This is a genomic window from Curvibacter sp. T50 (assembly GCF_057219955.1).
Window position 1 is genome coordinate 117,011 of the sequence record NZ_JBXVVU010000002.1, and the last position, 18,768, is coordinate 135,778.

The window sequence follows — 18,768 nt, forward strand, 5'->3', positions numbered from 1 at the left end:
CCACCGGCAGGTTCGTGGACAGCCATCCGCCCTTCGGGCAGACTTGCCATTCATGAATACACACTCTGTTGATCCAGCTTCCGAATCAACGGCCGCCGCCCTCCGGGTCGGGCCTTTGGCGGGTCTCAAGGTGGTCGAACTCGGGCAACTCATTGCCGGACCTTTTGCCGCCAAGACCCTCGGCGATTTTGGCGCCGAAGTCATCAAGATCGAGCCGCCGGGCAGCGGCGATCCGCTACGCAAATGGCGTTTGCTGAAAGACGGTACCTCGGTGTGGTGGCAGATCCAATCACGCAACAAGCGATCGCTCGCGATGGACCTGCGCAAGCCCGAGGCGCAGGATGTCGTGCGTCGCCTGGTCGCCGAGGCCGACGTGCTGATCGAAAACTTCCGCCCGGGCGCGATGGAGGGCTGGGGCCTGGGGCCGGAGGATTTGCTCGCGCTCAACCCGCGCCTGGTGATGCTTCGCATCAGCGGCTACGGCCAAAGCGGGCCCTATCGGGACAAGCCGGGTTTCGGCGTGGTGGCCGAAGCCATGGGAGGACTGCGTTACCTTACCGCCGAGCCCGGACGGGTCCCCGTGCGGGTTGGTGTGAGTATCGGTGACACCCTGGCATCGCTGCACGGGGTGATTGGCATCCTGATGGCGTTGCACGAGCGCCACCGCAGTGGTCAGGGTCAGGTGGTGGATGTCGCCCTGTACGAGGCCGTGTTCAACTGCATGGAAAGCCTGCTGCCGGAGTACAGCGCCTTCGGTGTCGTTCGCGAGGCGGCCGGCAGTGCCTTGCCGGGAATCGCGCCCAGCAACGCGTACCGATGTGCCGACGGCGGCTATGCCCTGGTGGCCGGCAACGGGGACAGCATTTTTCGCCGTCTGATGGGCGCGATCGGTCGCGAGGACCTGGCGAACGACAGGAGCTTGGCCGATAACACCGGCAGGGTGGCGCGAGTGACGGAAATCGATGCGGCCATTGGTGCCTGGACAGAGCAGCGGTCGGTGGACGAGGTTCTGGCGGCGCTGGATGCGGCCGATGTTCCCGCCGGTCGCCTCTACACCGTTGCCGACATTGCGGCGGACCCGCATTACCGGGCACGCGGGATGATCGAGCCTGTCACTCTGGAGGACGGCAGCCGGCTGGAACTGCCGGGTTTTGTGCCCCGCCTGTCGCGCACGCCGGGCCGCCACAGACACAACGCACCCGCTTTGGGGCGGGACACCCAGGCGGTGCTGGAGTCCATCGGGCTGACGCCTGAGCAGATTGCCACCTTGCGCGCCAGCGGGATTGTGGCGGGCTGACGCCCTCCGGGCGATGGCGGGGGGGACATGCTAGGCCGGGCCCCGGGAGGCCCGGCATGGACTCAGCTCAGTGATTCGATCAGGTCGATGTACTGCTGCATCGCTTCCTTGCTGTCGGTGCCTTTGAGTTTGTCCCAGGCGTCCCACTTGGCTCGGCCTACCAGGTCGGTGAAGCCCGGCTTTTTCTCCGTGTTGTCGCCGACAGTCGCCTGTTTGTAGAGGGAGTAGATCTTCAGCAGCGTGGCGTTGTCAGGCCGCTCGCTGAGGTTCTTGGAGTTGGCGACGGCGGCTTCGAACTTGGCTTTGAGGGTGGCCATGGAAATTTCTCCGGGCAAGGATAAAAAAGAACGGCTGGTGACCGCTGCTACCCCTTCGGGTAACTGCCCGGTATCTTAAGGATGCGACATGGGGGGAGAATAGAGGCTTTTCCCCAATCGGGTGCATTCGTCGTCATGGTTACACGCATCAATAAAAAGAGCGCAGCCAAGAGCCTGTCCGGGCGTAGCCGCTCACGCCCGGTCGCGCCGTCACTGCAAGGCGCTGAACACCTGGTTGCCGACGCGGCCGGTGCCGCGTTGCATGCGGCGCAGGTGATCGGCGAGAACGTCGCCCGCGCTGCCACCGGAGTGCTGGGCATGACCGGCGAGCGGATGAGCCGCGTGGATACCGCCTGGCTGCGCATGGACTCACCCAGCAACCTGATGATGATCGTGGGCGTGTGGACGCTGGTGCCTCGGGTGTCCTACGAACAGGTCTGCGAACGCATCCAGTCCTCGCTCCTGCAGTACCCGCGGTTTCGGCAGCGCGTCGTCGAAGACGCTGCCGGCGCCAGTTGGGTTGAGGACACCCATTTCGACATCCGTCGGCATGTGGTCCGCGAAGAACTGCCTGCTGTCGAAGGCGGCAATCCGCAGGTTGCGCTTCAGGAACTGTTGGGCGACCTGGCGATGGAGCCACTGGATCGCCGCCATCCGCTGTGGCAGTTTCACCTGATCGAAGACTATGTGGACGAAAAGGGCCGCAAGGCCAGCGCCTTGCTGGCCCGCATCCATCATTGCATCGGTGACGGTATCGCGCTGATCTCGGTGACCATGTCGCTGGTCGACGGAGGAGCGGCGCCGCCCAAGCGCCGACGGGTCAAGAAGGACCATGAGAGCCCGGAAGAATGGATCGCCCACGCGCTGGTCAAACCGCTGACAGACATCGCCGTGAAGGCCTTGGACATGGCCGGTGAAGGCGCGGCGGCTTCCTTGCACATGCTGCGCGAACCGGGCAAAGGGATGGCCAACTCGGTTGACCTGGCCAAGGTCGGTATGCACATCATGTCCGATGCGGCGGCGCTGGCGCTGATGCCCGACGACTCGCGCACCCGACTCAAGGGCAAACCAGGCTACGCCAAACGGGTCGCCTGGTGCCCTCCGATTCCGCTCGATGACGTCAAGGCGGTGGGCAAGGCGCTCAACGCGTCCGTCAATGATGTTTTGCTCAGCTGCGTGGCCGGTGCCATCGGCGAGTACCTGAAGGGCCATGGCGACGAGGTACGCGGGCAGGAAATCCGCGCCATGATCCCGGTGAACTTGCGTCCGCTGGAAGAGGCCTGGAAGCTGGGTAACCGCTTCGGCCTGGTTCCGCTGGTACTGCCGATCGGCATCGACAACCCCGTCGAACGGATCTATGAGGTGCGCCGTCGCATGAACGCGCTCAAGGGCAGTACCCAGCCGCTGATGGCCTTCGGTCTGCTGGCGGTGGCGGGCTTGCTGGTGAAGCCGGCCCAGGACGCCTTGCTGGCGCTTTTCGGGAAAAAGACTACCGCCGTGATGACCAACGTGCCTGGCCCGCGCGAAAAGCTCAAATTCTGCGGTGCGTCGCTGGAGCAGACCATGTTCTGGGTTCCCCAATCCGGCGATATCGGCTTGGGTGTTTCCATTCTCAGCTACGGCGGCGGCGTACAGTTCGGCGTCATCACCGATTCGACCCTCTGCCCCGACCCGCAAGGGATCATCGACCAGTTCGAACCGGAGTTCAACCGCCTGTCCATGGTGACCATGATGTTGCCTTGGGGCGAAGGAACCCCCTGACGCGCCGCCCCTGCGCAATGGCGCGGATCGGTTTCGCGCAATTGCCTGCCTTCCGGGCTGATGACCGTCTCGCGAAAACTCCCGTTTTCATAGCGAAAAACGACCTTTTCATGCTGGGTATTGGCTGAAAATGGCCGAACACTAGTCCCCGACGCTTTGCTGCAGCGCCCACATGGCGGCGTAACGCCCCTGCCGGAGCAGCAAGTCTCCATGGGTGCCGCGCTCCACGATGTGGCCGGCGTCCATCACCAGGATTTCGTGCGCATCCACCACCGTGGACAGGCGATGCGCGATGACCAGGGTGGTCTTGTTTTGCGCCGCGTTGGCCAGTTCAGCCTGGATGGCGCGCTCGTTGCCGGAGTCCAGCGCCGAGGTGGCCTCGTCGAAGATCAGGATCGGCGGGTTCTTCAGCAGCGTGCGGGCGATGGCCACCCGCTGCTTTTCGCCGCCCGAAAGCTTGAGCCCGCGTTCGCCCACCATGGTGGCGTAGCCTTTGGGTGTGGCGGTGATGAAATCGTGGATTCGGGCGGCACGCGCGGCGGCTTCCACCGCCGCCCGATCGGCGCCAGGGCGACCGTAGGCAATGTTGTATTCGACCGTGTCGTTGAAAAGCACCGTGTCCTGCGGCACGATGCCGATGGCTGCGCGCGCGCTGGCCTGGGTTACGGTGCGGATGTCCTGGCCGGCAATCAGGATGCGACCTCCGTGATCACGTTGGCGTGAATCAGGCGAATCGGGCGAGCCGGGCGGTGTGCCGACGTCATAAAAGCGGTAAAGCAACCGTGCCAGCGTGCTCTTGCCCGAGCCCGACGGCCCTACCACCGCCACCGTTTTGCCAGCCGGAATCTCGAAATCGATGCCGTGCAGGATGGGGCGGTCTGCCTCGTAGGCGAAGTGCACGTTCTCGAAACGAACCGGCGGCACCCCATCGAGCGCCAGCGGCAGCGCGCCGGGCGCGTCGGGCACCTCGCGTTCGCGGTCCATGAGCGTGAACATCTTGTCCAGGTCGGTCAGGCTCTGCTTGAGCTCGCGGTAGATCACGCCCAGGAAATTCAGCGGGATGTAGATCTGGATCATGAAGGCGTTGATCATCACCAGGTCACCCAGCGTCATGCGGCCGTCCGCCACCCCCTGCGTGGCACGCCAGAGCATCGCCACCAGACCGACGCCGATGATCAGCTGCTGGCCGGTGTTGAGCAGGCTCAGCGTGGTCTGGGCCTTCAGCCGTGCGCGGCGCAGGCGATCCAGGCTCTCGTCGTAGCGGCGCGCCTCGAAGTCTTCGTTGTTGAAGTATTTGACGGTTTCATAGTTCAGCAGCGAGTCGATGGCGCGAGTGTGGGCGGCGGAGTCGAACTCGTTGGCTTCCCGGCGGAACTTGGTGCGCCACTCGGTCACCGCGACTGTCCAGCCGATATACAGGACGAGCGCCGCCACCGTGATGCCGGCATACCAGAGGTCGAACTTCACCGCCAGGATGGTCAGCACCATCACCACCTCGATCAGCGTCGGAATGATGGAAAACAGCGAAAACGAGATCAGCGATTCGATGCCGCGCACGCCGCGTTCGATGTCGCGCGTCATGCCGCCGGTCTGGCGCTCCAGGTGAAAGCGCAGGCTCAAGGCGTGCAGGTGCTCGAAGGTGCGCAGCGCAATGGACCGCGCCGCGCCCTGCGTGGCCTTGGCGAAGATGATTTCGCGCAGCTCGGTGAACAGCGAGGTCGCCAGCCGCAGGCCACCGTAGGCCAGCAGAAGACCCACCGGCACCACCAGCAGCGCCGCCGCGTCGCCAGGCTTGATGGTCATCGAATCGACCAGATTCTTCAGCATTACCGGCACGCTGACGTTGGCGGCTTTGGCGCCGATCATGAACAGCAGTGCCGCCAGCACACGCCATTTGTACTGCCACAGATAGGGGAACAGTCTGCGCAGCGTCGCCCAGTCGGTGCGGGGGGCGCGGGGCGTGGCCTCGGGTGGCAGGGGGTGGGACGAGGAACCGCCGTGTCGGCGCATGGGGGAGAATCCGGGAATCGTTGCAGAACCTCAGGATTGTGCCCATGTCCACCGAAACCGGCCCGCGCGGCCCCAGCGTCACGCCGTCCGGCGCCATTTCGTCCAACCCGCTGCCCGCTGGCGGCCCGCGGGTGCCGCTGCCCACCGACAAGGAACTGGTGCTGAAAGTGGTGCCGATGCCGGCCGACTGCAACGCCAACGGCGACATCTTTGGCGGCTGGGTGATGGCGCAGGTGGACGTGGCCGGCTCCATCGTGCCGGCGCGCTACACGCAAGGCCGCATGGCCACGGTGGCGGTGAACGAGTTCATCTTCAAGCAGCCGGTGCGGGTGGGCGACATCCTGTCGTTCTTTGCCGGTGTTACCCGCATCGGGCGCACCTCGATCACCGTGTCGGTGGAGGTGTACGCCGAGCGCTACACCACCCAGGGGCAGTATGTGAAGGTCACCGAAGCCACGCTGACCTACGTGGCCATCGACGCCGAGGGCCGGCCGCGGCCGATTCCCCAGACGGCGGGGTGACCGGCGGGCTGTGAATTGCTCCTTCTTCAGGAGCAATCAATGACCATTCTGCGCTGGGTAAAGGCCGAAAAGACCGAAAAATTCGGGCCGAACGCCTAGAACCGGCCGTGCCGCCCGGCCCCGGCCGCAAAACGCGCGGCGCCGGCCAGTGTGTCGTCCAGGCAGGCGCGGCCGGCGTCCCACTCCTGCCGCAGCGCGTCCTCCAGCGGCAGACCGCCCTGGCGCAGGGCGCTCAGCCGGTCGGCGTTCATCGTCGCCTGCGGGAAGGCTGACAGTTGCCGCGCCAGCGCCAGTGCTGCCTCCAGCGCGCCGCCCGGGGGTGCCACGCGGTTGGCCAGACCGATGCGCAGGGCCTCGGCGGCCTCGACCTTGCGCCCGGTCAGGATCAGGTCCATCGCATGACCCAGGCCGATCAGGCGCGGCAGCCGCACCGTGCCGCCGTCGATCAGCGGCACGCCGAAACGCCGGCAGTAGACGCCGAAGTAGGCGTCCTCCTCCATCACCCGCAGGTCGCACCACAGCGCCAGCTCCATGCCGCCGGCCACGGCCGCACCGCTGACGGCGGCGATCACCGGTTTGGACAGCAGCAGGCGCGACGGACCCATGGGCCCGAGGGGGTCGGGGGTGTCCGCCGGCCAGTCCAGGTGCGTCAGCGCGTCACCGCGCACGCCCTCGGCATGCAGCCTTGCGCCGGACTGCAGGTCCCAGCCCGCGCAGAAATGTCCGTGGGCGCCATGGAACACCGCCACCGGCGAATTCGGGTCATCGTCGAAAGCCAGGAATGCTGCATGGAGCGCGCGGGCCGTATCGGCGTCGACGGCATTGCGCACTTCGGGTCGGTCCAGCGTGACGATAGTGATCCGGTCGATGACGGTCGAGCGGACGGGGGGCGGCGACGGCTTGGGCATGGTCATCGGCACATCATCACCTGACGTCAAGGCGACAGGACATGGGGAACAACCCTGAGAGGAAATAGCCGGCTTGGCCCTATAAACCCGGCAAGGTTTGCAGGAGATATCGTGCAGTTTCTACAACTGGTCATCAGCGGCATTGCGCAGGGCTGTATTTACGGCCTGATCGCGCTGGGCTTTGTTCTGATCTACAAGGCCACCGAGACGGTGAGTTTTGCGCAGGGCGATCTCATGATGCTCGGCGCGTTCGGGGGGCTGGTGGCAATGACCATGCTCGGCTTTCCCTTCTGGCTGGCCGTGCCCAGTGCCATCGTCGCGATGGCACTGGTCGGTGTGTTGACCGAGCGGGTGATCATTCGGCCGGTGCTCGGGCAGCCGGCCTTCTCCATCGTCATGCTCACCATCGGTCTGGGCTACGTCGGCCGGGGGCTGGTGACGATGATTCCCAACATCGGCACCGAAACCCACACCCTGCCGGTACCCTACAAGGACCAGGTCTGGAATGTGGGGGCCCTGGTGCTGAACGTCGAACAGATGGTCGTGATCGCGTCTACCGTCGCGCTCTGTGGAGGCTTGTTCGCGCTCTTCCGCTACAGCAAGTTGGGGATTGCCATGCAAGCCTCGTCACAGAACCAGTTGGCGGCGTATTACATGGGTATCCCCGTTAAGACGCTCAACGGCCTGGTCTGGGGTCTGGCCGCAGGGGTTGCCGCGATCGCCGGACTGCTGCTGGCGCCCATCACTTTCGTCCATGCCAACATGGGATTCATCGGCCTCAAGGCCTTCCCGGCTGCCGTGGTCGGCGGCTTTGGCAGCTTGCCGGGGGCCATTGTCGGCGGCCTGATCATCGGCATCGTCGAGTCGCTGTCGGGCTTTTACCTGCCCGAGGGTTTCAAGGATATTGCCGCCTATATCGTGGTGCTGATCATGCTGGTGGTGATGCCCAACGGCCTGTTCGGCGAGAAACTGCGCAAAAAGGTCTGAAGGAAACAACGGTATGCGCTTCATCTTCAAGACCGATTACAACCAGGACATCCGGTTGGCCAAACACGGCGGGCATGTCTTCTGGTATTCGATGCTGGGATTGTTCCTGGTTGCTGCGCCTTGGATCCTGGGCGAATACATGCTGGCCCAGATGACCTTCATCCTGATCTATTCGATCGTTGGGCTGGGGCTGATGTTGCTGGCGGGCTTCACCGGGCAGTTCTCCATCGGTCACGCGGCCTTCCTGGGCGTGGGCGCCTACACCCAGGCGGTGCTGACGGGCATGGGTTGGCCCTTTCCGGTGGCCATCGCGGTTGCAGCGGGGCTGTCGGCGGCGGTGGGCGTCGTGGTGGGGCTGCCGGCGCTGCGCGTCAAAGGCATCTACCTGGGCATTGCGACCCTGTCATTCGGCTTCATCGTCGAAGAGGTGTTTGCACGATGGGAAAGCGTTACGGGTGGCAACGCCGGAAAATCGGTGGGCTCGCCGGATATTTTCGGCTGGAAGGCCGACACCGGAGACTCGTTTTACTTTCTGTGTCTGGTCATTACCGTGCTGTGCACCCTGGCCGTGGTCAACCTGCTGCGGTCGTCCACCGGACGGGCGTTTGTTGCCATTCGGGACTCCGAGATATCGGCGCAGAGCATGGGCATCAACCTGTCCTATTACAAGACTTTGAGCTTTGCCATTTCGGCGGCGCTGGCCGGTATCGGTGGGGCCTTGTATGCCCATCAGATCCGCTTCCTCTCGCCTGACCAGTTCAACATCATCCAGTCGATCGATCTGCTGCTGATGGTGGTGATCGGGGGGCTAGGGTTCATCCACGGCGCGTTCCTCGGAGCGATCTTCCTGATCGGCCTGCCGCAGGCGATCAGCGCCGTGAAGGATTTTCTCCCCGACGCCATCGGCCAGGCGCCGGGTCTCAAGTCCGTGATTTACGGTGGCGTGCTGATCGCTTTCGTGATGTTCGAGCCCATGGGCCTGTATGGCCGCTGGCTCAAGATTCGAACCTACCTGCAGCTGTTCCCCTTCTACCGCAAGGGCATGTTCAAGCGGCAGAAGTCCTTCCAGAAGTCCGATCGCTTGAAGTGAGCCTGACATGAGTGACATTCTTCTCAGTGCCAGCGCGTTGAGCGTGCGTTTCGGTGGTGTGCTGGCGGTCGACAACGTGAGCTTCGACGTGCGCGACGGCGAGGTTTTCACGCTGATCGGCCCGAACGGCGCCGGCAAAACCACGGTGTTCAACCTGATCAGCCGTATCTACACCCCCACGACGGGTTCCATCCAGTACCAGGGCCCGAACGGGATGCTGACCCTGACTGAGCAGCCCGCGCACCGTATTGCCTCCCTGGGGATTGCTCGCACCTTTCAGAATATCGAGTTGTTCGAGCATGCCACTGTGCTGCACAACCTGCTGATCGGTCGGCACACCCATCGGCGCACCGGTTTCTGGAGCGAGGTCTTCTTTACCCCGGGTACCCGGGCGGCGGAACTCGAAGCCCGCGAGAAGGCCGAACAGGTCATCGATTTTCTGGATTTGCAGCACCACCGCGATTCGCTGGTTGCTGGTTTGCCTTATGGCGTTCGCAAGGTCGTCGAACTGGCCCGCGCGTTGTGCACGGAACCCAAACTGCTGCTGCTTGACGAGCCTTCTTCGGGTCTGAACGTGGAGGAGACGGACGACATGGCGTTCTGGATTCAGGACATCGTCAACGACCTGGGCATCACCGTGCTGATGGTCGAACACGATATGTCGCTGGTGTCCAAGGTGTCCGATCGAGTCGTCGCGATGAACCAGGGTCGGGTGCTGGCCATGGGTACCCCGCGCGAAGTACAGACTGATCCCGGTGTGATCGAAGCCTACCTGGGTTCCATCGATGACGTTTCGTCGCTGCGGAGGGCCGCATGAGTGATATGAATACGGCGGCAGGCGATCAGGGCATCATGCTGAAATTGATGAACGTGGAAAGCGCCTATGGCCCGATCAAGGCCATTCGGGGCGTCAGCCTCAAAGTCCGCAAAGGTGAAGTGGCCACCGTGCTCGGTTCCAATGGCGCGGGCAAGACCACCATCCTCAAGACCATCTCCGGCATCATCGATCCGCGCAAAGGCTCCGTCGAATTCAAGGGGCAGGACGTCACCGCCCGGGACCCGGCATTTATCGTGCAGCAGGGACTCAGCCATGTGCCGGAAGGGCGTGAGGTCTTCCCTCTGCTTTCAGTGCACGACAATCTGTTGATGGGCGCCTATACCCGCCATGACCGCGACGGCGTCGCGCGCGACATGGAAATGGTTTTCGGCTACTTCCCCATCCTCAAGGAGCGTGAACACCAGGACGCGGGCCTGCTCTCGGGCGGGCAACAGCAGATGCTGGCGATCTCGCGCGCTTTGATGGCCAACCCCGAACTCATCCTGCTGGACGAACCCAGCCTGGGCCTGTCCCCGAAGCTGACCAAGGAGATTTTTGAGATCGTGGTGCGCATCAACCGCGAGCGTGGTACCACCATCCTGCTGGTCGAGCAGAACGCCAACATGGCCCTGAATGCCTCGGACTACGGCTACGTTCTGGAGAATGGCCGCATCGTGATGGAAGACACCTGTGCCGCCTTGCGCGAGAAGGAGGACATCAAAGAGTTCTACCTCGGCATGAAGGAAACCGGTGTTCGCGGCGAGCGCCGCTGGAAAAAGAAAAAGACCTGGAGATAAACCGATGTCCAACCTCTGGGATTTGAGCCATATCCGACCCAACACCGATGTCGTCGTGCCGGGCGACACCATTCCGGCCATGTTCTGGAACGCCGTGGAAAAGCGCGGCCCCAAAGTCTGGCTTCGCCAGAAACACCTGGGTATCTGGCGAAGCCAGACCTGGGACCAGACCGCCGAGGCGGTGCGTGAAATCGCTGGTGGATTGATGGATCTGGGCTTTGCCCACGGCGAGACCGCGTCGATTCTCTCGAACACGGTGGTCGAATGGGTACTGTCGGATCTGGCCGTGCTCAGCTGCGGCGGAGTGGCCAATGGCATCTACCCGACCGATGCCGCCAGCCAGGTCGAATACCTGTCGGCCGATTCCCGCACCACGGTCCTGTTTGTCGAAGATGACGAACAACTCGACAAGGCGCTGGAAGTGCGCGAACGCCTGCCGCTGTTGCGCAAGATCGTCGTTTTTGACATGGAGGGGCTGCGCGATCTGGATGACCCTGGTGTCATCAGTCTGGGCGCATTGCGGGAGCAGGGGCGCCGCTATAACCGCGAGCATCCCGAAGCGCTGAAGGCGCGCGTCGCCGCCGTCAAGCCCGAAGACCTCGCTATCCTGGTTTACACATCAGGCACCACCGGAAAGCCCAAAGGGGCCATGCACCTGCACCAGGGCCTGACCTACACCGTGCGGGGCTACAACCTGCTCATCTCGCGCGACGAGAACGATGAGTGCATGTGTTTCCTGCCCCTGTGTCACATCGCCGAGCGCATGGGCGGCGAGTATTTTTCCCTCTACACCGGCGCCAAGCTCAACTTCGTCGAAAACCCTGAAACCATCCCGGAAAACGTGCGCGAGATTGCGCCCACAGTATTCACTGCCGTTCCCCGGGTGTGGGAGAAGTTCTATTCCGGCGTGATGATCGGCCTCAAGGAAGCCGGCGCGGTGCAGCAGGCCACCTATGCCTGGGCCATTGGTGTGGGCACCCGGATTGCCGATCTGGTCCTTGCCGGGCAGCCGGTGCCGGGGAGCCTCAAGTTCCAGTTCACGCTGGCGCGCTGGCTGGCGCTGAACAACGTGCGCAAGCTCATCGGCATCCACCGCTCGCGATTCCTCGTGACAGGGGCGGCGCCCATCTCGCCCGAACTGGTGAAGTGGTATCTGGCGCTGGGCGTCCCGATGCTGGAGGTCTGGGGCATGACCGAGACCTGTGGCGCCTCCACCGGTGTGCCGGCAGACCGCATCAAGCCGGGCTCCATCGGACCGGCTGCCAGCTTCAACGAAGTCCGGCTGGACCCGGCGACCAGTGAAATCCTGGTCAAAGGCCCCAACGTGTTCGCCGGCTACCTGAACCTGCCCGAGAAGACCGCCGAGACCATCGACGCGGACGGCTGGCTGCACACCGGCGACGTCGGTGTCGTCGATGAAGAAGGTTTCTTCCGCATCACCGACCGCATGAAGGACATCATCATCACGGCGGGCGGCAAGAACATCACGCCCAGCGAACTGGAGAACGAGCTCAAGTTCTCGCCCTACGTTACCGACGCGGTGGTCATCGGCGACAAGCGACCCTACCTGACGGTCATCATCATGATCGACCAGGAGAACGTGGAGAAGTACGCTCAGGACAACGACGTGCCGTTTTCCAACTACGCCAGTCTGACCCGCGCCCCGGAGGTGCAGGCCTTGATCCAGGGCGTGATCGACGGCGTGAACAAAAAGTTTGCCCGGGTCGAACAGATCAAGAAGTTCTTCCTGCTCGACACCCAGCTGACGGCAGAAGACGAAGAACTGACGCCGACCATGAAACTCAAACGCAAGCTGGTCCAGACCAAATACGCCGCCCAGATCGATGCGATGTACCGCTGAAATTGGCTTGCATCACTTTTTTTCACCCAACCCGGCAGGAGAGCCCATGAGTCATATTCCCCGTCATCCACGCGCCCACCTGGCAGCGGCAGCCGCGATTACCGCGCTGTCGCTGGTCGCAACAGCGGCTTACGCCCAACAGGGGGTCAGCAAGACGGAAATAGTTGTCGGATCCATCCAGGATCTTTCCGGACCATTGGCCGGATATGGCAAACAGGCCCGCGCCGGGATGCAACTGCGCGTCGACGAGATCAACGAGCAGGGGGGCATTCACGGCCGCAAGCTGGTTCTCAAGGTCGAAGATTCCGCCTACGACCCGAAAAAGGCCGTGCTGGCCGCGCAGAAGCTGGTCAATCAGGACAAGATCTTCATCATGGCCGGCCACATCGGCACCGCGCAGAACAACGCAGCCATGCCGGTGCAGTTCGAGAAAAATATCGTCAACTTCATGCCGCTGACCGCTGCGCGGGAAATGTACGAGCCCACCCACAAGCTCAAGTACGCGATGCTCAGCACCTATTACGATCAGATGCGTATCGCCGCTCCGCGTCTGATCAAGGAAAAAAACGCGAAGAAGCCCTGTGCCATTTACCAGGATGACGAGTTTGGCCTGGAGGTCTTGCGCGGTGCGGAAGCGGGCGTCAAAGCCATCGGCATGGAGCTGGCAGAAAAGACATCGTTCAAGCGTGGCGCTACCGACTTTTCCTCGCAGGTGGCGCGCATGAAGGGCGCGGGCTGCGACTTCGTCGTGCTCGGCACCATCATCCGCGAGACCATCGGCACCATCGCCGAATCGCGCAAGACCGGCTTCAATCCCACCTTCCTGGGCTCCGTGGCGGCCTACACCGACCTGATCCACCGCCTGGGCGGCAAGGCGATGGACGGCATGTACGCCACCATGACGGTGCAGAACCCCTACACCGATGAAGCGTCCCAGCCGATCCGCTTCTGGGCCAACAAGTACAAGACCAAGTTCAACGAGGACCCGACGGTGTTCTCGGCCTACGGTTACACCATCATCGACCTGTTCATCCGCGGCGCGCAGAAGGCCGGCCCGAACCTGAGCACGGACAGTTTTGTCAAAGCGATGGACTCGATGACGGTGCCGCCGGACATGTTCGGCAGTCCGGCGCTGTCCTTCACAGCGACCAAGCGTCTGGGTAACGACGAGTCGCGTCTGTCGCAACTGCAAGACGGCCGCTGGAAAGTCGTCTCCGGCTATTTCAAATAAGCCGCCTTCGCCCCTGTTGCAGAACCCTCCGGTCGGCAGAGACCGGAGGGTTTTTTTGTGTCGGCAACCGTGGCTGTCACCTGTGTTGCTAGGGTTCGCCCCAGCTAGGGAAAGTGCCGGTTTCAAAGCGCGGATACCACCCTATAACTGTGGGGTTCAAACCACCGGAGACATCGAGCATGAACAAAAGATTTTTCAGGACCTCACTGGCGCTTTGCTGCGCAGCCGCAGCCAGCGTGGCCATGGCGAGCGGTCAGGGTGTCAGCAAGACTGAAATTACCCTGGGATCCATCCAGGATCTTTCCGGTCCGATTGCGGGCTTTGGCAAGCAGGTTCGTCTGGGCATGATGCTGCGCGTTGACGAGATCAACGAGCAAGGCGGCGTCAACGGTCGCAAGATCAACCTCAAGATCGAAGACTCCGCATACGACCCCAAGAAGGCCGTTCTGGCCGCCCAGAAGCTGGTCAACCAGGACAAAATTTTTGCGATGGTCGGCCACATCGGCACCGCACAGAATCTGGCGGCCATGCCGGTGCAGTTCGAAAAGAACGTCATCAACTTCTTCCCCGTGACCGCAGCGCGTGAAATGTACGAGCCTTTCCACCGGCTCAAGTACTCGTTTGCTGCGACCTACTATGACCAGATGCGCACGGCGGTGCCCAAGCTCGCCAAGGAGAAAGGGGCAAAGAAAGTTTGCACCATGTACCAGGACGATGAATTTGGCCTGGAAGTCATGCGTGGCGCGGAAGACGGCCTGAAAGCCGCCGGCATGGCGTTGGCCGAGAAGACCACCTACAAGCGTGGGGCCACGGATTTTTCCTCGCAGATTCAGAGGCTTCAGGCATCAGGCTGTGACATGGTGGTGCTGGGGACCATCATCCGTGAAACCATCGGGGGTATCGGCACGGCACGCAAGCTGGGCTACAACCCGACGTTCATCGGCTCCAGTGCGGCTTATACCGACCTGATCCACAAACTCGGCGGGCCAGCCATGAATGGACTGATTGCTGCGCATACGGCCGCCCATCCGTATCTGGATGACGCCTCGCAACCGATCCGTTTCTGGGCCAACAAATACAAGACCAAATTCAACGAAGACCCGACGGTGTTCTCGGTCTATGGCTACAACGCAATCGATGCCTTTATTGCGGCGGCACAGAAGGCGGGGCCGGGCCTGACCACCGACAGCTTCATCAAGGCCATGGACACGATGAAGATCCCTGCCGACATTTTCGGCAGCCCCGAGGCCACCTTCGGACCGAAGAAGCGGCTGGGCAACGAAACCTCGCGTCTGTCACAGATCACCGACGGCAAGTGGAAGGTGATCTCCGATTACATCAAGTAAACCGTAACAGTTCCCACCGTGAGAAAGCCGCCTCCGGGCGGCTTTTTTTATCAAACAGTTCGATAGCCAACGAAAAACGGTTCTTTCTTGCTATGAAAATTTAAGAGACGATGTAGGCGCCTGCCCCTGTTGCCATCAGTCGGCCGTCCGGCCCGCAGAACTCCATCCGGGTCGAGGCGACGCGCGAGCCCAGTCGGAGCACTTCGGCGCGCAAGTCAAAACGCTCACCGATACCCGGGCGCAGGTAATCAATGCGAAGGTCGATCGTGCCCAACTTGGCAAACCGGTGCAGACGTTGCATGGGCGCTTCGTCCATATGTCGGGCCCCGATCGCGGCCATGACCGCCAGGCCACCCATGGCATCCAGGCAGGCACTGATGACCCCACCGTGAATGCGGTTGTAGCTGTAGTGGCCCACCAGTTCATGGCGCATCGCAATGTGACCCGTCACGTAAGCGGGCCGCAATTCATTGATCTTCAGGCCCAATACCTGGTTGAAGACAATCTTCTCTTCAAAAATCTGTTTCAGTCCAGTGACGAATTCCGGTTCGAATGTGTCTGGAACAGGCGAAGGGGCATGGCGGGTCATAGTGCTTTCGGGATCGACCTGTTTGGAAAAAGCCCGATGGTAGCGACACCGGGTGGAGCGGGAGTTTCTTGGGCCCCTCAGTGGGCCGCCGGGCGCCTGGCGATGCCCATGGTCTTGGCCAGGATACCCAACATCACTTCGTCAGCCCCTCCGCCAATGGAGCCCAGTCGGCCGTCACGGTACAGCCGCGACACCTTGTTCTCCAGCGTAAAGCCCATGCCGCCCCAGAACTGCAGGCAGGTGTCGGGCACGATGCGGTTGAGTCGACCGGCCTTGAGCTTGGCCATGCTGGCCAATTCCAGCACGTCCTGCCCTTGCACGTACAGGTCGCAGGCCCGGTAGGTCAGTGCACGCAGGCTCTCAACCTCTGTCTTCAGTTCCGCCAGTTTGAACTGCACCCACTGCTGGTCGGCCAGGGTGGCGCCGAACAGCTTGCGCTCCTGCGCCCACTCGATGGTCCAGCGGATGCAGTTGTCCAGACTTTGCAGGCAACTGGCGGCGGCCCACAGGCGCTCCTCCTGGAACTGCTGCATCTGGTAGATGAAACCCTGCCCTTCGGCGCCGATGCGGTAGCGCTGCGGCACGCGCACCTCGTCGAAATAGATCAGCCCGGTGTCGCTGCTGTTCATGCCGATCTTGCGGATCTTCCTGGCCACCTCGATGCCTTTCGTCAGCTTGCCGTTCGGACGGTCGCGCATCGGCACCATGACCAGGCTCTTGTTCTTGTGGATCGGGCCCTCGCCGGTGTTGACCAGCATGCACATCCAGTCGGCCTGCAGGCTGTTGGTGATCCACATCTTCTGGCCAGTGATCACATAGTCATCACCGTCCTTGCGCGCGAATGACTTGATGCCGGAGACGTCGCTGCCGGCAGCCGGCTCGCTGACCCCGATGCAGCCGACCATGTCGCCCGAAATGGCGGGCGCGAGAAACTGCCGCTTCAATTCGTCACTGCCGTGTCGTGCCAGCGCAGGCGTACACATGTCGGTTTGCACGCCGATGGCCATCGGCACGCCGCCGCATTCGATGTGACCCAACGTTTCTGCCATGGCCAGGGAGTAGGAGTAGTCCAGGCCGGCCCCTCCGTATGCCTCCGGCTTGGTCAGGCCCAGCAGTCCGAGTTGTCCCAGGCCTTTGAACACATCGTGTGCCGGAAAAGTTTCGGCCGCTTCCCAGGCGTCAACGTGGGGGTTGATGTGTTCGTCGATATAGCGTTTGAGTGTTTTCTGGATTTCCTGGTGTTCGTGGCTGAAATGCATGGAAGGCCTCCGTGGTCGAATCAGGGGGTGAGCGGGGAAGGGTCGAGAAAGAAATCGCCCAACGGGTGGCGCCGCCCGTTGAGCTGCAACGCGATGGTGTGAAGACCGGGATAGTGGGTGCGGGTGGTCATCTGCCGCAGCGACAGCTGCTTTCTCAACGTTACGACGCCGCCGGACGCCAACGCCACGTTGCCCAAGGAAAAGGTGCGGGGACTGAGCTGCCCGTTGGCCTTGACGTAGCCGATTTCCAGATTCACCAATGCGGTCTGTACTTCGGCCTCGGGGTTGTGCAGTGCCAGGGTGACCAACAGGTTGTCCCCGATATGTGGCCGTGCCGGCGCCCAGCTGACTGACCGGATTGACAGGCGGCTGCTGTGTCCCGATCCCAGCAAACTCAGCGCATCCGGGTCTCCGCGACGTACCAGGGTGCGCAGTGCGTGTCGCAGCAACTGCACCCGCGGGGGTGGGGCATCGGACATCCAGCGACCAGCCAGGGCAAGCAGGCGTTGCGGGTGGTCTTTGCCGACATCGCCGAGGTGATTGGCGACAGAGCGGCGTACGTAACGCGATGGATCGTCGCGTAGGTGTTCCAGCAGCGCCAGCCCTGGGGACGGATCGGCAACCAGTGCTGGCAGGCGTCGAGCCCACGGCAGGCGCGGCCTGGTTCCTTCGCTGACCAGCCGCCGGACATGGCCACTGGGGTCGGCTGTCCATTGCGCCAGCCGCGCCAGTGTTGCCGCCGGATGCCGAACCAGAAACGGGCGAATGCTGAATTCGGCCGTAAAGCGCTGTGTCAGGGCGTGCTGCGCGTCCATGGCCGCCTCGAAGTGTTCGAGTCCGTGCCGGCTGATGAAGATGCTGTATGGCAGATACAAGAAAGCGCTGTAGCCGCGCCCGTCCGAACAGGGTTCGCCGCGCGCATCCATGGGCAGCGGAGGGTCCATGGCGCTGCTCAGGATCGCTGCCGCCCTTTCGAAATCAGCCGGCAGGGTCTGTTCCAGCGCATCGGCCATGCGCTCGCCGCGGGCCATCAGACCGAGGATGGGATAGCCGGGCATCGCCAGGGCGGTGAACGCCTTGCGGTCAAAGCGCGACCACGCGCGGTGCAACAACGTCGCCAGCCTTTGCGGAGCGTCCTCGCCCAGCAGGGATTTCAGGCTTTCGGCCATGGCGCGTCAGCGGGGAAAAGACTGCCGCTACCGGCCGGACCACGGAGAGGTCGCCCGCGCGGCATCAGGCGCAGTCCTTCAGAAACAGCCGCAATGCGGTGTCGGTCAGGTCGTCCAGTGTGGCCCGTTGCCCGGGGTCGAACCATTGCACCGACCAGTTCAGGGCACCAAAAATCATCAGGCGCGCCAGTGCCGGGTCGCCGCTCACAGCCCCTGCTGCCACCAGCGCCTGCAAAGGTGCAACCCACATGCCCTCGTAACTGCGCCGCAGGTCATTGACGGCCGCCCGTTGCATCGCGGTCAGCGACCGCCATTCGTACAGCATGACCGGAATGAACTCGCTGTCCGGCCCCAGCAGTACGTCGAAATGGGTGCGAATGAGCACCCGCAACTGCTGGCGCGGGTCTGGTGGTGAATTGCCGGCGGCTTCGGACGCCCGGTCCATCGCGGCTTTCTGGCGGGTCACGGCCCGCTGCATGCCCTCCAGAATCACCGCGCCCAGCAATGCCTGCTTGTTTTCGAAGTGATAGAAGGGTGAACCCGACTGCATGCCGGCCGCGGTGGCGATATCGCGGGTGCGGGTGGCCGCGAAACCGTGTTGGCGAAACAACTGCGCGGCGGCACGCAAGACATCCTGGCGGCGATTGCCATCATCACGTTCATCCGCGCTTTTTCGGGGGCGCCCCCGGGTTCGACGGGGAACGGCGGCCAGTTCGATCGGATGCTCGGGAAAGCGCATGACGTCAGACCATAGCAGCAGCCTTTATTTTTGGCAAGCGGTTGCTTTGCAAAAATAAAGCCGCGGAAA

General features: G+C 62.7%; 17 protein-coding genes. 10 read left to right on the top strand and 7 right to left on the bottom strand.

What is annotated here, in order from left to right; genetic code table 11:
• The first annotated feature begins 52 nt into the window (after positions 1–52).
• Entirely contained in the window at positions 53–1,297 is a 1,245-nt protein-coding gene (locus AC2EBU_RS09940) for a CaiB/BaiF CoA transferase family protein (RefSeq protein ID WP_484610264.1), read from the top strand.
• A gap of 62 nt (positions 1,298–1,359) precedes the next feature.
• Here the strand turns inward: AC2EBU_RS09940 and AC2EBU_RS09945 are convergent, their stop codons facing one another.
• A complete protein-coding gene (locus tag AC2EBU_RS09945; protein WP_484610265.1) occupies positions 1,360–1,614 on the bottom strand; it encodes an acyl-CoA-binding protein in 255 nt (84 codons plus the stop codon).
• A 135-nt stretch (positions 1,615–1,749) separates the two neighbouring features.
• Between AC2EBU_RS09945 and AC2EBU_RS09950 the strand changes: the two genes are divergently transcribed.
• Positions 1,750–3,375 (top strand): wax ester/triacylglycerol synthase family O-acyltransferase, encoded by a 1,626-nt coding sequence (locus AC2EBU_RS09950; RefSeq protein WP_484610266.1) that lies wholly within the window; start codon positions 1,750–1,752, stop codon positions 3,373–3,375.
• A 141-nt stretch (positions 3,376–3,516) separates the two neighbouring features.
• Here AC2EBU_RS09950 and AC2EBU_RS09955 read toward each other — a convergent pair whose 3' ends face one another.
• The gene (locus AC2EBU_RS09955) at positions 3,517–5,385 is read right to left on the bottom strand and encodes an ABCB family ABC transporter ATP-binding protein/permease (RefSeq protein WP_484610267.1); all 1,869 of its coding nucleotides are present in this window, start codon (positions 5,383–5,385) and stop codon (positions 3,517–3,519) included.
• Between the two features lie 44 nt (positions 5,386–5,429).
• Between AC2EBU_RS09955 and AC2EBU_RS09960 the strand changes: the two genes are divergently transcribed.
• Positions 5,430–5,906 (top strand): acyl-CoA thioesterase, encoded by a 477-nt coding sequence (locus AC2EBU_RS09960; protein WP_484610268.1) that lies wholly within the window; start codon positions 5,430–5,432, stop codon positions 5,904–5,906.
• Between the two features lie 95 nt (positions 5,907–6,001).
• Here the strand turns inward: AC2EBU_RS09960 and AC2EBU_RS09965 are convergent, their stop codons facing one another.
• Positions 6,002–6,814, bottom strand: a complete 813-nt coding sequence (locus AC2EBU_RS09965) for a crotonase/enoyl-CoA hydratase family protein (protein ID WP_484610572.1) — start codon at positions 6,812–6,814, stop codon at positions 6,002–6,004.
• Positions 6,815–6,925: 111 nt separating this feature from the next.
• Here AC2EBU_RS09965 and AC2EBU_RS09970 point away from each other — a divergent pair, with 111 nt between their 5' ends.
• The 7 genes from AC2EBU_RS09970 (at position 6,926) to AC2EBU_RS10000 (ending at position 14,943) form a co-directional block, all read left to right on the top strand.
• On the top strand, positions 6,926–7,801 hold the full coding sequence (locus AC2EBU_RS09970) for a branched-chain amino acid ABC transporter permease (RefSeq protein ID WP_484610269.1): 876 nt from the start codon (positions 6,926–6,928) through the stop codon (positions 7,799–7,801).
• 13 nt (positions 7,802–7,814) lie between these two features.
• Positions 7,815–8,891 (top strand): branched-chain amino acid ABC transporter permease, encoded by a 1,077-nt coding sequence (locus AC2EBU_RS09975; RefSeq protein ID WP_484610270.1) that lies wholly within the window; start codon positions 7,815–7,817, stop codon positions 8,889–8,891.
• 7 nt (positions 8,892–8,898) lie between these two features.
• On the top strand, positions 8,899–9,708 hold the full coding sequence (locus AC2EBU_RS09980; RefSeq protein WP_484610271.1) for an ABC transporter ATP-binding protein: 810 nt from the start codon (positions 8,899–8,901) through the stop codon (positions 9,706–9,708).
• Entirely contained in the window at positions 9,705–10,505 is an 801-nt protein-coding gene (locus tag AC2EBU_RS09985; protein ID WP_484610272.1) for an ABC transporter ATP-binding protein, read from the top strand. The genes AC2EBU_RS09980 and AC2EBU_RS09985 overlap by 4 nt, the downstream gene beginning before the upstream one ends.
• Before the next feature lie 4 nt (positions 10,506–10,509).
• Positions 10,510–12,366 carry an AMP-dependent synthetase/ligase gene (locus AC2EBU_RS09990; RefSeq protein ID WP_484610273.1) on the top strand — a complete coding sequence of 619 codons (1,857 nt, stop codon included), beginning with the start codon at positions 10,510–10,512 and terminating at the stop codon, positions 12,364–12,366.
• Between the two features lie 46 nt (positions 12,367–12,412).
• Positions 12,413–13,597 carry an ABC transporter substrate-binding protein gene (locus AC2EBU_RS09995; RefSeq protein WP_484610274.1) on the top strand — a complete coding sequence of 395 codons (1,185 nt, stop codon included), beginning with the start codon at positions 12,413–12,415 and terminating at the stop codon, positions 13,595–13,597.
• Between the two features lie 179 nt (positions 13,598–13,776).
• The gene (locus AC2EBU_RS10000) at positions 13,777–14,943 is read left to right on the top strand and encodes an ABC transporter substrate-binding protein (RefSeq protein ID WP_484610275.1); all 1,167 of its coding nucleotides are present in this window, start codon (positions 13,777–13,779) and stop codon (positions 14,941–14,943) included.
• Between the two features lie 100 nt (positions 14,944–15,043).
• On the opposite strand, the gene AC2EBU_RS10005 is transcribed toward AC2EBU_RS10000, so the two are convergent.
• The 4 genes from AC2EBU_RS10005 to AC2EBU_RS10020 form a co-directional block, all read right to left on the bottom strand.
• Positions 15,044–15,532, bottom strand: a complete 489-nt coding sequence (locus AC2EBU_RS10005; RefSeq protein WP_484610276.1) for a thioesterase family protein — start codon at positions 15,530–15,532, stop codon at positions 15,044–15,046.
• A gap of 77 nt (positions 15,533–15,609) precedes the next feature.
• Positions 15,610–16,791 carry an acyl-CoA dehydrogenase family protein gene (locus AC2EBU_RS10010; protein ID WP_484610277.1) on the bottom strand — a complete coding sequence of 394 codons (1,182 nt, stop codon included), beginning with the start codon at positions 16,789–16,791 and terminating at the stop codon, positions 15,610–15,612.
• Positions 16,792–16,811: 20 nt separating this feature from the next.
• The gene (locus AC2EBU_RS10015) at positions 16,812–17,960 is read right to left on the bottom strand and encodes a DNA alkylation repair protein (RefSeq protein ID WP_484610278.1); all 1,149 of its coding nucleotides are present in this window, start codon (positions 17,958–17,960) and stop codon (positions 16,812–16,814) included.
• Positions 17,961–18,024: 64 nt separating this feature from the next.
• Entirely contained in the window at positions 18,025–18,699 is a 675-nt protein-coding gene (locus AC2EBU_RS10020) for a TetR/AcrR family transcriptional regulator (RefSeq protein ID WP_484610279.1), read from the bottom strand.
• Between the last annotated feature and the right edge of the window lie 69 nt (positions 18,700–18,768).

Bases quoted from the DNA above. Each gene is read 5' to 3' on its own strand.
- AC2EBU_RS10000 (WP_484610275.1), top strand. From the start codon at position 13,777: ATGAACAAAAGATTTTTCAGGACCTCACTGGCGCTTTGCTGCGCAGCC.
- AC2EBU_RS10005 (WP_484610276.1), bottom strand. From the start codon at position 15,532: ATGACCCGCCATGCCCCTTCGCCTGTTCCAGACACATTCGAACCGGAA.
- AC2EBU_RS09945 (WP_484610265.1), bottom strand. From the start codon at position 1,614: ATGGCCACCCTCAAAGCCAAGTTCGAAGCCGCCGTCGCCAACTCCAAG.
- AC2EBU_RS10020 (WP_484610279.1), bottom strand. From the start codon at position 18,699: ATGCGCTTTCCCGAGCATCCGATCGAACTGGCCGCCGTTCCCCGTCGA.
- AC2EBU_RS09995 (WP_484610274.1), top strand. From the start codon at position 12,413: ATGAGTCATATTCCCCGTCATCCACGCGCCCACCTGGCAGCGGCAGCC.
- AC2EBU_RS09990 (WP_484610273.1), top strand. From the start codon at position 10,510: ATGTCCAACCTCTGGGATTTGAGCCATATCCGACCCAACACCGATGTC.
- AC2EBU_RS09940 (WP_484610264.1), top strand. From the start codon at position 53: ATGAATACACACTCTGTTGATCCAGCTTCCGAATCAACGGCCGCCGCC.
- AC2EBU_RS09985 (WP_484610272.1), top strand. From the start codon at position 9,705: ATGAGTGATATGAATACGGCGGCAGGCGATCAGGGCATCATGCTGAAA.
- AC2EBU_RS09950 (WP_484610266.1), top strand. From the start codon at position 1,750: ATGGTTACACGCATCAATAAAAAGAGCGCAGCCAAGAGCCTGTCCGGG.
- AC2EBU_RS09980 (WP_484610271.1), top strand. From the start codon at position 8,899: ATGAGTGACATTCTTCTCAGTGCCAGCGCGTTGAGCGTGCGTTTCGGT.
- AC2EBU_RS10010 (WP_484610277.1), bottom strand. From the start codon at position 16,791: ATGCATTTCAGCCACGAACACCAGGAAATCCAGAAAACACTCAAACGC.
- AC2EBU_RS09965 (WP_484610572.1), bottom strand. From the start codon at position 6,814: ATGCCCAAGCCGTCGCCGCCCCCCGTCCGCTCGACCGTCATCGACCGG.
- AC2EBU_RS09975 (WP_484610270.1), top strand. From the start codon at position 7,815: ATGCGCTTCATCTTCAAGACCGATTACAACCAGGACATCCGGTTGGCC.
- AC2EBU_RS09960 (WP_484610268.1), top strand. From the start codon at position 5,430: ATGTCCACCGAAACCGGCCCGCGCGGCCCCAGCGTCACGCCGTCCGGC.
- AC2EBU_RS10015 (WP_484610278.1), bottom strand. From the start codon at position 17,960: ATGGCCGAAAGCCTGAAATCCCTGCTGGGCGAGGACGCTCCGCAAAGG.
- AC2EBU_RS09955 (WP_484610267.1), bottom strand. From the start codon at position 5,385: ATGCGCCGACACGGCGGTTCCTCGTCCCACCCCCTGCCACCCGAGGCC.